The sequence below is a fragment of the Bradyrhizobium sp. B117 genome (assembly GCF_038969555.1).
GTDB lineage: Bacteria > Pseudomonadota > Alphaproteobacteria > Rhizobiales > Xanthobacteraceae > Bradyrhizobium.
In genome coordinates, this window is sequence record NZ_CP152414.1 from 8,064,371 (window position 1) to 8,079,721 (window position 15,351).

Here is a 15,351-nt window from a genome sequence, read left to right on the forward strand (position 1 = left end):
TATGGTAGGCATTTTGTGGTAATCAGCGCTGTTCCGTGCTCGGCTCCGCAGTCAGCGGCGCGCCTCCGACAGAAACCGGACCTTGCGGTTTTAAGGGCCGGACGTCCCTCTTGGCCGGCTTGGATGTGGTGCGCACTGGTGGCGAAGAAGCAGCAGGAGCAGGAGACGCAACAAGCGCCGGATTCTGCAGCTGCTCGATTCTTTGGGTCAGGGCTGCGATCTGATCCGAGATCCGCTTTAGCTCGGCTTGCTGCGCATCGACGTTGCGATTGAGCTCGGCAATTTCATCGGCTGTCTTCTGCTGCCCCGATTGGATCCCTAAAAGCACGTCCCTATCATCAGGTGACAAGCCAAGCGTGGGAGGCACGACTTCATGTGCCGAGGGCGCCTCGGCAAACGTTTCGATATTCGTCAAAAAATAGACTCCTCCGGCGCAAAGAACGAGCAATACGGCTAGAAGAGCAAAGATCCACCGAAAGCCTTTCAACGGTCTCTGCAGGACCGGCAGCAACTCCGAAGCTTGGGATTGATCCGTCACAGCCACACCCCGCTCTCATCATCTCGATCTGCTTTGGTTGTTCTGGTTGCCGCGAGAGCAGAAGATGGTCAAGAGCTGCCTCGAGCCGCAACCCCCGCTGCATCGTTTTCAGCAATGTTGTCCCCAAAGCCGGGTCTTGATCGCATCAGGGTTTTTGCGAGCAACGCACTGCGCTGCAGGTGGTGAGGTAAATAATGAGGGCCGGTAGAGGGGATTACCCGTGAAGCACATTCATACCTGTGCTCTTGAGAGGGCCGCCTCACCGAAAGGCAATGCGCGTCGGGGATTTGCTAGGTGAGGCTTCCAGCGGGTCCTGCGCCTGATTGTTCGAGGGTCGGTAGTCGTAGCGTCGAAGTTGACCTGGCGCAAAAATGCTGCGCAACCCACGCAACAAACGCGTGATGCGAGCGCAATCATAAGACTAACTATATCGTTCGATGGAGGGGAATTGCGTTGTTAATGGGCAACTGCACGAAGGCCAGCCAGGAGATCAGGTCGGCCGTTCAGAAAGACCGGCACTACATGCGAAAACGACGCGAATCGAGGAAGCGGATCCCTACGGATGCCTGAGCTGATCATCTGCAAGCGCCGGGCCTCCATACGTGGAAAACATACCAGCGCCGCTGTCCAGCTGCGTACCATCTTGCGTGAGGTCTCGCAGGGATCCTAGCGCGACCACAGGTCGGGCCGCGGGATGAAAGCAAATGCGAGCAGGCTCGAGCAACGCGGCGCAAGCCCAGCCGCGGTCAGCGCCAACAGGCTGCCGGACCCAATGTCATGATTGCGCATGAACCGTCCTTCATGGCGCCCCGAAGCAGCACGAGGGGGCGGTTGCCGCCTTCGTCGTGAATAGCCAATCACCGGATTCCCACTCAAATTTGCTGCACTATTCCTGCAGTCTGCGAGGGGAAAAAGCATTTTTTAAGCGCAATCGTGCCACTGTTCGGCGGCTGCCGGCGAGAACGAACGAGTATCAAAATTTGTGGGGTGTTTGCTGGCCATAGGCCGTGGGATGCCCCGTAAGTGCCGCCCCTCCTCCCAGGCCCGCTCTGTGAGTCGTTTCATAATTGCGATATATCGTTTCGAGTAATCCTTGTTGCATGCGCGCTCTCCTAATCCTCCTCACGGCTTTTACGATCATGTTGGCAGCACGTGACCGGCACCAAAATGGCTTCGTGCCACGTCCGACGGCATCCATGCCCCCGGTCGACGTGCCGTAACCCAGGCACCTGCCTTTGTCCGCAAACGACTTGACGCAGTTCATCAATATTGGGCAACCACTCAGACCCATACTTGCGATCTGCACCGCTGTAGGCAGCACATTTTCCCTAGCGTGGGGACAGCCACGTCATTCTGTCATTGCGGAACTGGCGTAGCGGCACTTAAGTCCGGCAGCGCAGGCGCAAGCTCAAGGAGCCGATCGGCACACTTCGTTGGCCGCCATCTCAAACTGGGCGTACGACTATAAATTCAACGCCAGAAGGAAAGGACACCTACCGCTGGCATTTCGTCGACATCGACATCGATCGGCCGACATATGACGACGCTCTTGATTGCAAGGATGAACACGACCAGGGAACTTGCATCCTCGAAGGTCTTCCGGCGGCGATTGCGATCCTCAAAGACAATTCGCGCTCTGAGGAAGAAGGTTGCGCGCGCTGAAGCTTGTTGTCCATCTGGCTGGGGACCTGGAGCAGCGTTGCACGCAATCGAACATAACGGCGATCAAGGAGTTAAACAAACTGCATGTCATCTTGCACGCAAAGCGATACGACGGCACGTCATATACGCGCGCGCCGACATTCCACAGCATATGTGAGGACTCTCTGATCGATCTCCAGGCGTATTCGTGGGGGAGTTAAACTGATGCGCTGGATGCCGATCTGCTGCCGACAGTCGAAGCCCCGCCCTATGATGAAGCACGAGTTGCTGCTTGCGCGAACGATACGCACGCCCTGGGTATAAGAGCCTATCAGCTCCTACCCCAGGAACGCTGGACCACAACGATTCGGGCCACGCCGTAGAGTTCGGCAACGATTATGCCGTAGCCATCAAAGCGGACCTGGATCGCGAGCTGGTAAAGGGAGCCGCGCGGCTTAAGGCTATCCTGGAAGATGCACTCGGCAATTCCCAGACGAACTGCCAACCTTAGGTGGGCCGCAGAACACCTCCCGTTAATTCTCGATAATCATGATTTATCAAGATCAGTGTTGGATGCTTTGTACACTCGAAGTCCGCACGATATCCCGAGGACGGTTCTGCGCGATGAGGTCGTGCGGCTTGAGGGCAATCGGCGCGCGAACCGCGTACCAAGGTTGAAACTCATTAAATCCACCATACACCAGATCGCAGCATCCAGCAGATACTATTGAGGACGCGTCGATCGTTTTACCCGAGGGGCTCCACGCGGCTTGTTTGCTGCATAGACTCGATAGCTGCCCATTCGTAGTCCGTTAGTTCATGGCGCATGGTTCGAAGCCCCAGTTTGGGAGCTTGAATAACGGGCGCCGGGCCAATCACAATGCTTTTGCCATGTCAGGCCGACTTGTCCTCACGACTGCCCTCAAGCTTATCTCGCAAGGCCGTGATCACGCGATGGACAATCCGTATATCCTTGACCGATAACCCTTCTGAAAGATCGTTGATCCAGGGAGCCTGCAACTCCATTGCGGCTTCGAAGGCGCGCTGTCCATTCTTAGTGAGCACGACGAGCTGCGCCCGTCGGTGATGCGGGTTGACCTCAAAAGATACGAGGCCCTCTCTGTGGAGATCATTGATAATCCGCTGCACGTTTTGACGATTGCCGCCGAGGTCACGTGCGAGCCAAGCGACCGGTTGGGGACGTTCGGCGGACACAATGGCGCCAAGCACCTGCCAGCGTGCGCTTGTTAGGCCGAGCGGGGCGACCAGACGGTCGCCGGCCGTCAGAAATAGGCTGTCGAGCCTGAATAGATCGAGAACAAGGTCGGTCAGGGCGTCACCCTCCGGGCTTCGCTTGGCTCTTTTCATTTGTCACCATTGCTTTGTATTGACATCATGATGTCAAAGTGGTATGTGGTCATAATACCAATTAGACATCACATATCAAATAGCAATGGAGGCACTCATGTCGCTGCTACGCCCACTCGACCCTTCCTTCCCGATCGACCGCCAGATCGCTATCGACGCAAATTCGGTCGTCCTGGTGAACCCATTCACGCTCGACAAAGCCGATGAGGCGGCTTTTCTCAAGACCTGGCAGGACGACGCAGCGTTCATGAAGCGACAGCCGGGCTTCATTTCCACTCAGCTGCACAGAGCTCTCGGCGACAGCTCGACCTATCTGAACTACGCCGTCTGGGAATCCACCGCACACTTCCGCGCGGCCTTCACCCATCCTGACTTTCTAGCAAAAATCGCCAGCTATCCGGCCTCCGCGATAGCCTCCCCTCATCTGTTCCAGAAAGTTGCCGTGCCCGGCATCTGCGTGGCCTAGCCCTGCTCTTTTTAGGAAGGGAAGATACTCATGATCAAGTTGATCCATCCTGTCGCTGGCGCCTTGGCTATCGGAACGATCGGCACATTTTGGCTGTCGACGGTACTGAGCGAGCTGTTCGCGTCCCATGCCACAGTTGCAGCGGTTAAGAGCACCATACCGTGGGGTTTCTTGTTGCTGATTCCGGCGCTCGCTGCGACCGGTGGTACAGGTGTCATCTTGGCAAAGGCGCGCCGAGCCGGACTGATCGGGACCAAATTCAAGCGCATGCCATTCATTGCAGGAAACGGCATCCTGATTCTTATCCCGTCTGCGCTCTTCCTTGCGTCCAAGGCTCAGGCGGCTGAATTCGATGCCACGTTCTATGCTGTGCAGGTGATCGAGCTCGTGGCGGGCGCAACAAACATTACACTTCTTGCTCTCAACATGCGGGACGGTCTCAAAATGAAGGGATGGTTGCGCCACAAACCCGCTTGATCACCGGAACCAGAACTGCGCGGACAACTGATCTGACGCCCGGTATTGTCGTGGCTTATCAGTACGCGCCCTAAAATGTTATAGCTCTCCCGCCGGAGAACAGGCCGGATGGTATCAGAATGCGTAGCCCGATCAGCAATTTAGAACGTTCAGCCCTTCAGTTTACCTTCGGCAGCATAACCCTGACCGTGGTAACACTGGCCTGCTTGTACCTTCACGCGCATTTCGCCGCGACGGCGTTCGCGTATTTGTTAGTGATCTTGCTGTTTTCGCTGATGGGCAGCTTCATCGCGTCGTCGGCGCTTTGCATCATAGCCATCGCTGCTCTCGCTTACTACTTTGCGCCGCCGGCGTTCAGCCTGCGTATCGATGACCCCCAAGATCTGCCGGTGGTTGTTGCATTCTTTATTGCCTCGATTGTGGGAGCGCACCTGATCGGAAAGCTCCGCCAGGAAAGAGAGGCTGCGCGTGTCGTTGCGGCCAAGCTTCAGCGGAGTGCGGCCGATTTGGAGGATCGCGAAAAGCGGTGGCGCGCCATCTTCGAGCACAATCCCGCCATGTACTTCATGGTCGATGAAGCCGGCACTATCCTCAACGTCAATTCACTCGGCGCGACACAACTCGGCTATGCTCCTGCTGAACTGGTCGGCCGATCAGTGCTGGACGTATTTCTCGAGGAGGATCGCCCTTTCGTTCGCGAATGCGTTCGGACGTGCCTTGAGGATGTCGGACAAACGCGCACGTGGGACGTCCGGAAAGTCAGAAAGGACGGCTCGGTGTTGTGGGTACGTGAAAACGCCAAAGCCATGCTTTGGGGCGATGAGCAGCCCATTGTCCTTATCGCCTGCGAAGATATCACGGAGCGAAGGCGGACAGAACTTGCCCTGCAGCGGAGCGAAGCACATTTAGCCCAGGCGCAGGAGTTGAGTCACACAGGCAGCTTCAGCTGGAACCCCACTACGGGCGAGGCCTTCTGGTCAAAGGAAACATTTCGCATTTTCCAATTAGATCCTGACAGAGTGCAGCCGGGGCCGCAGCTCGTCGTTGAGCGCACTCATCCAGATGATAGGGCTTCGGTTAAAGAAATTATCGATCGCGCGATGCGAGACCCGAGCGATTTCGAGCACGAATACCGGCTTCTGCTACCGGACGGCTCGGTAAAGCACATCCATGCGCAGGCACGGCCGACGAGAACAGCCTCTGGTGACATCGAGTTTGTTGGGGCAGCTACGGATATCACTGCGGCGAGGCGAGCAGAACAGCAGCTGCGCCGCAGCGAGGCCTATCTGGCCGAGGCCCAGCATCTCAGTCACACGGGCAGCTGGTCCTGGGACGTCTACGGTCTAGATTTCGTGTATCGCTCCGCCGAGGTCGATCGTCTGTTCGGCTTTAGCCCACAAGAGCCGGTATCGATCGAGACCATTCGATCGCGCATCCATCCGGACGACTTGCCGCGGCTGGAGGAGGTGCAGCGCCAGGCGATTGAACACAAGGAGCGGCGGTTCGAATATGATTTTCGTATCCTTCTACCGGATGGCGGGATAAGACGCATACACTCCGTTGCGCACGTGGTGGTTGGCAGCGATGGCAACGTCAGCGAGCTGATCGGAACACATATGGATGTGACCGAGCAATACGCAGCTAGGGAACGCCTGGAAAACACACTTGTCGCGCTGCGCGAAAGTGAACAGCGCTTTCGCGACTACGCCGAAACAGCTTCCGACTGGCTCTGGGAGACCGGGCCGGATCATCAGGTCACTCACTTATCCGAGCACACCAGTGCTGCGGGAATTTTGGCGACAGGATTGATCGGCCTGCTTCGCTGGGACATTGCGTGCGACCTCGAAGAGGAACCCGAGAAGTGGCGGCAGCATCGGGCGACATTGGAGGCCCATCTTCCGTTTCGGGATCTCGTCTACCGCACCGTGAATCGGACAGGTTCTCCGATCTACGTCCGCACGAGCGGCAAGCCTTTTTTCGATGGAAAGGGCAATTTTCTCGGCTACCGTGGCGTCAGCACTGACATCACCGCTACCATTCGCGCCGATCAAGCCGAACAAGAACTACGAAGGGCACAGTCGGAGCTTGCGCATGTGACGCGTGTAACGACATTAGGAGAGCTGACAACCTCCATCGCCCACGAAATAAACCAGCCACTCGCCGCTATTATCAGCAACGCCGATGCGTGCCTCGGTTGGATGGGCCGGGAAGCGCCTAATCTTTCCGCCGCCCGCTCTTCGGTGGAGTGGATCATCGAAGACGCAATCCGGGCAAGCGAGGTGATCCGTCGTATTCGCGCGCTCGCAAAGAAGGGCGAGATTGAGATGGTGCCGCTCGATATCAATGAGGTCGTTAAGGACGTCATTGCGCTGGTAACACGAGAGCTGGTGAGCCACCGAGTGACGTTACGAACCGAGTTGACGGCAGGGCTGCCTAGGATCCTCGGCGATCGGATTCAGCTACAACAGGTGATCATCAATCTCGTGATGAACGGAATCGAAGCCATGGAGGCAGTTACCGACCGGACGTGCGAACTGCTGATTCAATCATCAAAGAACGATGTGGGGCACATCCACCTTGCCGTGACCGATTGCGGCGTCGGCATCACCGAGAACGACGCGGACCGCGTCTTGGATCCTTTCTTCACCACCAAGTCGACTGGCCTTGGAATGGGTCTTTCAATCTGCCGGTCGATTGTGGAAGCTCACGGAGGACGACTGTCGATGGTCCACAAAAGTGGACCGGGCGCGACCTTCCAAGTTGCCCTACCGCCGCATAAGGAGGCAGTCTGGTGACAGGACGATTTGACTCGCCAGGTAAAGTCGGCAATGCCGAGTCCTCGACAAAGGCGACCGTCTTCGTCGTGGAGGATGACATCTCCATGCGTCGCTCGCTTACGAACCTTTTTCAATCGGTAGGGCTAGGCGTCATTGCATTCGGATCGGCGCGCGAAATGCTGCAGAGCCCAATCCCGGACATTATTAGCTGCCTAGTTCTTGATGTCCGGCTGCCAGGCTTGAGCGGCCTTGACTTCCAGACCGAGCTCGCGAGGTTGAACATACATATTCCGATCATTTTCATTACCGGCCATGGCGACATTCCAATGACTGTCAGGGCCATGAAGGAAGGAGCGGTCGATTTTCTCAGCAAACCGTTTCGCGATCAGGAACTGCTTGATGCCGTGGTTGCGGCGACCGAACGCGATCGCAAAAGACGGGAGGCTCAGCAGACGGTCGCGAACCTGCAGTCTTTATTTGAGACCTTAAGCCCGCGCGAGCAGGCGGTGATGAAACTGGTCGCTGCCGGCCTGATGAACAAGCAGGTCGCCGCCGAGCTTGGGCTCGCCGAGATTACGGTCAAGATCTACCGGGGACACGTAATGAAAAAGATGCGTGCACGCTCGCTGGCAGACTTGATCAGAATGACTGAGACGCTGGGAGTTCGCACTAATCATCCTGAACAAACGCAAGTATGATTTTACAAGTTTATCAGTCGAGCCCCCTTTTCGCGCAAGGTGGCTATGCTTGCAGCCGCTATTCCCGCTTCAGGAGGGCTCGTCTTGTCCACGCCTTTTATTTCCGTCGTTGACGACGACGCCTCACTCCGTGCGGCGACAGAGACTTTTTTGAAATCGCGTGGCTACATCGCCCAAATATTTGCCTCGGCCAAACACAGAGGAGCCCGGAGCAGGCTAAAGCGCTTTGAGAAGCCGTACGGTTGATTGCGATTGCTGCGGTTTGGAATAACCGGCTTGGTTCCGCGCTCATCGAGTTCTTCACGCAATTCGGCGCTATCGTAGGCTTTGTCACCGAGCATCCGTTTCGGCCGCTTGACCCTGCGGATCAGGCGTTCTGCGATCAGACAGTCATGCGCTTCGCCTCCAGTCAACAGAATGCGATCAGGCGCCCCTTAGCATCTGCGAGTGCGTGTATCTTCGGTTGCGCCCTCCGCGCGAGCGACCAACAGCCTGCTTCTGCCCCCCCTTTTCCGCCCGCTGCCGAGCGATGCGCTTTGACGTGGGTGGAGTCGATCATCTCGGTGTCCGCTTTACAGCGAGAACGGCCGGCCCGGGATCGCGACCCGCTTCATGATCGGGCTCTTCCTGCTCAAGCACATTTACGAGCTGTCCGATGAGGGGGTGCGAGCGCCGGGTTCACGACCTAGAGTTCTTCCAGCACGCTTTCACGCACGAGCGCTCGGACCTGAGCCATTGGCGCAAGCGGCTCGGCGACAAGCTGGAGCTGCTGCGAACCGAGCGCCTGCGGGTGGCGCACGAGGCCGGCACATTACGCAGCCAGGACCTCAAGCGCGTCACGGTCGATACCACAGTGCAGCCGAAGGCCATCACCATTCCGACCGATGCCGAGCTGCTGCATGCGGGCATCAAGGGCCTCAATCAGTTGGCGAGAAGGCACGGGGTCAGGTCCGGCAATCCTATGCTCGCGTGGCCAAGGCCGCCGCGATGATGGCTTCCCGCTACGCTCGCGCCAAACAGTTCAGGCGGCATCAGCGACAGTTGCGCATCCTGCGTAGCAGGCCCGGCCCAATCATTCGCGACATCCGCCGCAACATCGAGGGCCAGCCGGCAATGGAGGAGGCCTTCGCCCTTTCGCTCGGCTGGGCCGCGCAGATTCGTTCGCAGCAGCAGCGCCAGCGCGGCTGGAAGCTTTATTCCTTCCATGGTCCGGAGGTGGAGTGCATCGGCAAAGCCAAGGCCGCCGCGCCTTACGAGTTCGGCGTGAAGGCCTCCGTCGTCACCAACAATCGCCGCGCTCCCGGCGGAGTGTTCGTGCTGCACGCGAGCGCAATGCCCGACAATCCGTATGATGGGCACCCCCTGCGGGACGTCATCGAGCGTACCGAGACGCTGACCGGCTGTCCGATCGAGCGGGCCTATGTCGACAAGGGGTACCGCGGCCACGATGCGCAGAATCCCCGTCGCGTCTTCATCTCCGGCCAGAAGCGCAGCATCTTCGGTGTCATCAAGCGCGAGCTGCGCCGTCGCTCTGTTATCGAGCCCATCATCGGGCACTGAAGGCCGAAGGCCACCCTCGGCCGCTGCTACCTCAAAGGCCGCGGCGGCGACGCCGCCAATGTCGTCCTCTCAGCCGTCGGCCACAACTTCCAGCCGCATCCTCGCCCGGCTCAGAGAACTCTTGGGCCTCTTCCTCGAGTTGCCAATGGCGAACGCTCGCCTCTCCAACACAGCTCAATCCGGCTCCTTAACTCAGGAGTTGGAGCCTGGAGGCCAAAGTGCGGTTCATTCGGCCACTGGATCCGGATGCGAAGAAGACCGATACCGTACCACAAGCGGCGCTCTATCGAGTCGCTTAACTAGTCTCGTATCGAGTCACCTGCGTGCCCCGCGCTCCGTTTCGGCAAAAGGATACCCTGGATAGCCGCTAAAAGCGGAACCTAACAAGGACTTGCAGAACGCAGGCGTGAGCTTGCCGCGGTGGATCACGACGTCTTCGTGACCCGTTGCAGCTCGAGCGTTCTGCCAGAGGCGATTGTAGCCGCGCTGTTCGTTGGATTTCACGTGGCAAGCGGCGAATTCGGCGTCATCCAATGTCGTTAACTGCCACGCATAGACCGGCCGCTTCGTATGGATGTGCACCCACATCGGATTCACCGTACCATTGCGCAGTGGCGTAGGCTGCAGCTTGAGCTCGAACAGCGTTCCTGGCTCACCCTTCAGCGCGCGCGGTGACTCCAAGGGAGCCAACTCCTCGGCCGCCTGCAACCGTTCGAGGTACTTCTGCGAGGGAAACGCATAGGTCTTCATGCAATCGATCTCGATCGAAGCCTTTTGCGCCTTCGCAGTACGTGCCTGCCCCTTAACCTCCGACAACATCGCCTTGAGGCGGACTATTTTTTTTTGCACTTCGGGCACTTGGATAGGCGTGAGTAGGCCGCGTCGGCGAGGTTCGTCCAGCGCCTTTACACAGGCCTCAATCTCCGCGGATTGGCTCTGCAGCCGCTCAACCACGGTGTCCACGACGTGCTCGGCATCTTCGGGCTTCATGTGGCGCGCTTGCGAAACGGCTCTTTGCTCACTGGGTAGATCGAATTGCAAGAGTTCGTCCAATCGCGCGAGCAGGCGCGTCAGTGTTGCCTTCGATGGCGGGGCCTGCCATATTGCCAAGTGTTCCCTCGCGGACGATGACATCCTCGTATGCGCCTCTTCCGCGCTCGCGAGTTTCTTCGTGCCCAGATCCGAGAGCACAATAACCTTGGTGGTTCGCGCCGTGTCGGCTTCGGGCCTAGGGAGCTGCGGCTCGGGCTGCCCGGCTGCGGAGCTCCCCACACCTCCGGCCTGCCTCCGCTTGCCCTTGCCTTTCCTTCGCGCTGGACTGCCTTCGGCCGCCGGGTCGTTGCCGGCAGTGTCGGCCGGTGACGCAAGGCCAGCCTCCGTTGGCGGTGCAATGATGGCTGGTGTCTTCGGCTGCACTGCTAGCAGGCGCATGACCTCATGGGCCGTGACCCACGATCCTTCCACGATCTGATCCAACAGATCCAACGGAAGCTCGGAACTTGCTCCCTTATTCCTTAGCTCGGCAACCATGTTGGGCAACGCCGACGCAAATTCCGATAGCCGTTCCATGACCCCTTCCAGAACGGCGCAGTGCTCTGCGTCGAGGGCTTGTCCTTTGCTGTTCAGAACAGCGTCGCCCGTTGAGAGGAATGCCGGAACAACATCGCCCATGAAGGTTCCGAGTAGACGTGCCCGACCGTTCTCACCCAAGAGGATTTGCCTGACGGCCGGGTCGAGCGTGCTCGCGTGCGACTCAATCATGACCCGCGCGAGAAGGACTTGCGATTGCAGATGCACGCACCTCGTATTCAGTGCCCAGCCGGTATGCAGCCGTAGTGTCGCCTGTTCGGCCTGTCGCCTTTCGGCCGTTGCACTTGGCAAGCTGGCAGTGGCTGCGCAGACGGACTGCATCCGTTCAGAGCGCAATGCCTTCTTTTCCCACCACTCCGTGCAGGCCAAATAGTGTTTCGCCACACCGGAAGCCGCTCGGATCAGCTGGTCGGGCGGAGCATTGGATTGGCGCATCCGCTCGAGTATCTTTCCCGCATTCTCCCTACTCTTCTCCAAGGCGTAGATAGTCGGTTCGGCCAGCGCGTTGCATTCGTTCCCCGCATCCAGAGTCCGGTCACGAATTCGGCAAGCCTGCTCTTCGGACAGAATGCTGCGCGCCACATCTGGAGACAGGCTCGCGTAGTAGTCCAGAACTGCTGCGCCTGCTTTGACAACCTGATCGATCAGCTCCTGCGCCTCAGACGAGCTCTGAGCGCCCATGGCAGCACTGTGGCAAGCATCAAGTTCCTCAAGCAGGCCATCCATATTTTGTTTCGCTGCCTTGATCCCCTCACCGTTTGAGGAAATGGGGACTGCCACACCCGAACCTGAGGGCAGGCTCGCGAGCGTCGCCATACTATCTTCAGACGCTAAGCGCATCCGCTCCACGACGGAGTTGAAAACGCGGTCGCCTTCCGCAGGGACACACTTTGGCTCCGAATGCGCACTGCTCGATACCGACGTGGTGTCGGCTCCCGCAGCCCCAGCGTGCGGTTCGCCAGGTCGGCCAATGCCCGTCATGTTCCATCTCCAATACGGTCAACAATGCGCAGCGTCCCTGGATAGGCCGCTTGGCTGACGGTTGGCTGACGAAGGATGCTCTCCGAATGCACAACCCCGCCCTCCGAGTTCCAATTTCATGGAAGCTGTTGTGGTGCTGAGGCAGCAATAGGACATGACCCATAAGGTGCGGGATCGTCGATTGTAGCGCCGGTCCGCATTCCGCCCCTCGCCGTGACCAGTATGGAAATGTGCACGCCCAGAAATAGCCCTGCCAAAGTCCTTCCCGAATACCGAAAGCCGTCGAGCATGGCGAACCGCAGGGTCGATTGTCAGGCTTTCGGCAGCAGCAAAGCTCTTATTAACCGGGAGGAGATGCTATTGGTCGACCAAAGAGTTTCGGATCCAACTATGCGTAGATCTGGCTCGATGTGGAACGTTCCGTCAACTCGACCTCTTCTTCTCGCGTTCGAGTGAGCAGAACCTACGCTGCGCAAGTCCTTTTCAGAATAGGGCCTCGCCGAGGATGCTGCCCAGTTACGCGCACTTAAAATAAAATAGCGCAGTGAGCGTGCCAAGCACACCGAGCGCCAATCTGATATCGGCGAACTACCGTTAGCCAGTCTCGAAACAGCAGAAAGCGTGAGAATCGGTTTCCCCACCAAGATTGCTCCGACCGATATCGAGGATTATGCAGGTATTTCGAGATGCATGTATCCCAGTGCATGTCCGAAGACGAGAAGGATACCGCCGAAGGGTATTAGCAGAAACATCGGCAAGAGCGTTGTTAGGTCCCCCCGGCCTTTCCAAACTGCTTTGAGGCAATCAACCCTGCGATTATCGAAAGCGCTACTAAGAAATGGCGTCCACCACTCAATCTTCAATGCTGAGCACATGATCCGAGGCTGGCGGCATGCGCCTGAACACGACCTCGGTCCGGATCAAGGTGACCTCTCAAGGATGTGAAACCGGAGGTGACGCGATGCCTTGTCGTGCCGCTCACGCTGCGCCTTGATCGGCCGATCTGACGCTTCAGGCGGCGTTTGGCCGGACGAACAGCCATCTCTTGGAGTTCCTGGCCGGCGAAGGACGTCGGGGTATCCCTGATCCCGGAGGAGATTTTTGGCCTTCAGCCCATCGATGCATCGCAAGACGCGGCTCTTCAATATCGTTCAGGAGACCGGCGCGAAGACGATCCATTTATCTCTATGATTTCGGTGACAGCTGAGACCAAGTGATCAAACTCGAAAAATGGTTCGACACCACGACGATAGAGGGACTTCCCTCCTGCTCGAGGACGTCGGCGGTGCGCCCGGCTATGCCGAATACCTCGATGCCAGCGGCGACCCTACTCATCTGGAATATGAAAATATGCGCTTCTGGAGCCCGCACAGTTCGATCCCAACCTCGTCACCCCGAGGATGCTCGAGGCCGGCGCCAGCGCATTGTCCAAAATTTGGAAGCCGCGGCGTCGCGGCACGCGGCTCAAATAGATGTCAAGCGTCAATCATCAAAAGGGCCGCAGAGCTACGCCTACAGTCCGATTACCGGTCTGGCGCGCCAAGTCGGCAATGAAGAGGCGAGGAACTTCAGCTCGTTCACTTCAGCCGGAGTGAGTTTCTGGCTGACAAACCGCAACGTTTGTCTTGCCGCTTTGGGACCAACCCGGGCAAGCGCGCGCACGCTCGACGGCTTGCGAGGGATAGCTGCCAACCGGGCGCATGCTTGAGCTCCACCATCTGCTTGCCGATGTAAAGCTTACGAGAAGGACCGGACGTTAGATATAATCTAGCATCCCAACGGAGCAATCGCGGTTGCTGCCACAGAGCAGATAACAGCAGACCTCCGCAACGTTCCCGAGGTCCTCACTTGACGAGTAACGCACATTTGCTCTGTATGAAGTCCAACATCAGCGGAACAGGCAGCCGCAATAGTGTAGCCGGCAAGCCAGAGGAATGAAGTTCAGAACTGTCGAAGAGCTCAAGCTAAATGATCTCGAAGTATCTCCGACGTTCAAAGTCGGTGACCCGATGTTGAACGGCTTCCCACTCCCAACGGCGCGAGCAAGAAAACGCTTCAACGAACCTTTCTCCGAAGACATCACTTGCCGCCGCAGACTCTGCAAACCGAGAAGTTGCCTCTGATAGGCTTTGAGGCAGTCTCGCGGACGGCCGACACATTTCCGCGCTTGCATCACCGATGATCGAATCCGGCAGTGCCGGACCTGTCTCGACACCCAATATTCCCGAACCAATCGCACTTGCGAGCGCGAGATATGGGTTCAGGTCTGCGCCAGGCAGCCTATACTCCAGGCGATGGGCAGATGGCTCTCCCGGAATGGCGCGAATTGCGCAGGAGCGGTTGTCAACTCCCCAGCTTGGACAGATTGGTGCCCAGCAGCCAGGTACCAATCTCTTGTAGCTGTTGAAGTTCGGCGCAGCGAGCACACAGAACTCATTCATGTATTCTAGTTGTCCGGCGATGAATTGCCTCATAAGCTTCGAGACGTTGCCGAACGCATCACTGTCGTAAAACGCGTTCTGACTATCCGAGGACATCGAGATGTGAATATGCCCGGACTGGCCGGGCCATTCCTCGGAAACCTTAGCCATAAATGTAGCCATCATGCCTCGAGTTTGCGCCCAGGCCTTTATCATCGACTTGAATATGGTTGCTCGATCGGCAGCTTCCAGCGCATCACAATGACGAAGTGACGCTTCGACCACGCCAGGTCCCGTTTCAAAGTGCAGTCCGCTGAGAGGTATTCTAGCCTTCTCACAAAGCGCCAAGATCTCATCAAACAGCTCATGTTGCGCGACAGAGCGCGCAATCGAGTAGCCGAACGGGCCGCGAGTTAAAGGAGCCCACTCGCCGAACGGCTTTTCTTCAATCGTGTCTGCGTTCTCCCTAAACAGCATGAATTCAAACTCGAACCCGGCAGTGCAGTCGTATCCGTGTTCAGCAGCCCTTCGCAGGACCTTACGCAGAATACCGCGCGGGCAGATGTCCTCATGTGCGCCCATGAACTCCGCGAGGTAGAGATATTGATCGCCAAGATGAGACACCGAACGGCCGGTGCCTGACAGAATACGCAGGTCAGCATCTCCGAACGCTGATAGCGGCTTTTGCGTGAAACTGGCCGGAATGACCCGGTCCGTACAATCCCACGCCAGCACCGCTTCAGAGAACTTGATAACTTTATCTCCATCCGAGAGATCTTCACCTAAGACGTGTTTGCCTCGCAGAACGCCATCGAAGTCGCTTGCGCCGACCATC

10 protein-coding genes and 1 pseudogene are annotated in these 15,351 nt (G+C 57.8%); 6 read left to right on the forward strand and 5 right to left on the reverse strand.

What is annotated here, in order from left to right:
• Positions 1–22 precede the first annotated feature (22 nt).
• The gene (locus AAFG16_RS38980; RefSeq protein WP_342733971.1) at positions 23–544 is read right to left on the reverse strand and encodes a hypothetical protein; all 522 of its coding nucleotides are present in this window, start codon (positions 542–544) and stop codon (positions 23–25) included.
• Between the two features lie 2,529 nt (positions 545–3,073).
• Positions 3,074–3,547 carry a MarR family winged helix-turn-helix transcriptional regulator gene (locus AAFG16_RS38985; RefSeq protein WP_271608495.1) on the reverse strand — a complete coding sequence of 158 codons (474 nt, stop codon included), beginning with the start codon at positions 3,545–3,547 and terminating at the stop codon, positions 3,074–3,076.
• A gap of 97 nt (positions 3,548–3,644) precedes the next feature.
• On the opposite strand from AAFG16_RS38985, the gene AAFG16_RS38990 reads away from it, so the two are divergent.
• The 4 genes from AAFG16_RS38990 to AAFG16_RS39005 all read left to right on the forward strand — a co-directional run bounded on the left by AAFG16_RS38990 (position 3,645) and on the right by AAFG16_RS39005 (position 7,965).
• Positions 3,645–4,013 carry an antibiotic biosynthesis monooxygenase family protein gene (locus tag AAFG16_RS38990; RefSeq protein WP_231164280.1) on the forward strand — a complete coding sequence of 123 codons (369 nt, stop codon included), beginning with the start codon at positions 3,645–3,647 and terminating at the stop codon, positions 4,011–4,013.
• Between the two features lie 30 nt (positions 4,014–4,043).
• Positions 4,044–4,490, forward strand: a complete 447-nt coding sequence (locus AAFG16_RS38995; RefSeq protein ID WP_342733978.1) for a hypothetical protein — start codon at positions 4,044–4,046, stop codon at positions 4,488–4,490.
• A gap of 119 nt (positions 4,491–4,609) precedes the next feature.
• Positions 4,610–7,285 (forward strand): PAS domain S-box protein, encoded by a 2,676-nt coding sequence (locus AAFG16_RS39000; RefSeq protein ID WP_342733980.1) that lies wholly within the window; start codon positions 4,610–4,612, stop codon positions 7,283–7,285.
• Positions 7,282–7,965, forward strand: a complete 684-nt coding sequence (locus AAFG16_RS39005; protein ID WP_342733982.1) for a response regulator transcription factor — start codon at positions 7,282–7,284, stop codon at positions 7,963–7,965. Before AAFG16_RS39000 ends, AAFG16_RS39005 begins: the two co-directional genes overlap by 4 nt.
• Before the next feature lie 164 nt (positions 7,966–8,129).
• Here the strand turns inward: AAFG16_RS39005 and AAFG16_RS39010 are convergent, their stop codons facing one another.
• On the reverse strand, positions 8,130–8,378 hold the full coding sequence (locus tag AAFG16_RS39010) for a transposase (RefSeq protein ID WP_342733984.1): 249 nt from the start codon (positions 8,376–8,378) through the stop codon (positions 8,130–8,132).
• A gap of 154 nt (positions 8,379–8,532) precedes the next feature.
• On the opposite strand from AAFG16_RS39010, the pseudogene AAFG16_RS39015 reads away from it, so the two are divergent.
• A pseudogene (locus AAFG16_RS39015) lies at positions 8,533–9,716 on the forward strand (IS5 family transposase); the annotation flags it as partial.
• 124 nt (positions 9,717–9,840) lie between these two features.
• Here the strand turns inward: AAFG16_RS39015 and AAFG16_RS39020 are convergent.
• Entirely contained in the window at positions 9,841–12,096 is a 2,256-nt protein-coding gene (locus AAFG16_RS39020; protein ID WP_342733986.1) for a hypothetical protein, read from the reverse strand.
• A 1,230-nt stretch (positions 12,097–13,326) separates the two neighbouring features.
• Here AAFG16_RS39020 and AAFG16_RS39025 point away from each other — a divergent pair.
• Positions 13,327–13,650: a hypothetical protein gene (locus AAFG16_RS39025; RefSeq protein WP_342733988.1), complete on the forward strand. Its 324-nt coding sequence runs from the start codon at positions 13,327–13,329 to the stop codon at positions 13,648–13,650.
• A gap of 410 nt (positions 13,651–14,060) precedes the next feature.
• On the opposite strand, the gene AAFG16_RS39030 is transcribed toward AAFG16_RS39025, so the two are convergent.
• Complete coding sequence (locus AAFG16_RS39030; protein WP_342741037.1) at positions 14,061–15,350, reverse strand: glutamine synthetase; 1,290 nt, start codon at positions 15,348–15,350, stop codon at positions 14,061–14,063.
• Position 15,351 lies beyond the last annotated feature (1 nt).

Coding starts and splice junctions, on each gene's coding strand:
- AAFG16_RS38985 (WP_271608495.1), bottom strand. CDS start 3,547: ATGAAAAGAGCCAAGCGAAGCCCGGAGGGTGACGCCCTGACCGACCTT.
- AAFG16_RS38990 (WP_231164280.1), top strand. CDS start 3,645: ATGTCGCTGCTACGCCCACTCGACCCTTCCTTCCCGATCGACCGCCAG.
- AAFG16_RS38995 (WP_342733978.1), top strand. CDS start 4,044: ATGATCAAGTTGATCCATCCTGTCGCTGGCGCCTTGGCTATCGGAACG.
- AAFG16_RS39000 (WP_342733980.1), top strand. CDS start 4,610: ATGCGTAGCCCGATCAGCAATTTAGAACGTTCAGCCCTTCAGTTTACC.
- AAFG16_RS39020 (WP_342733986.1), bottom strand. CDS start 12,096: ATGACGGGCATTGGCCGACCTGGCGAACCGCACGCTGGGGCTGCGGGA.
- AAFG16_RS39025 (WP_342733988.1), top strand. CDS start 13,327: ATGGTTCGACACCACGACGATAGAGGGACTTCCCTCCTGCTCGAGGAC.
- AAFG16_RS39030 (WP_342741037.1), bottom strand. CDS start 15,350: ATGGTCGGCGCAAGCGACTTCGATGGCGTTCTGCGAGGCAAACACGTC.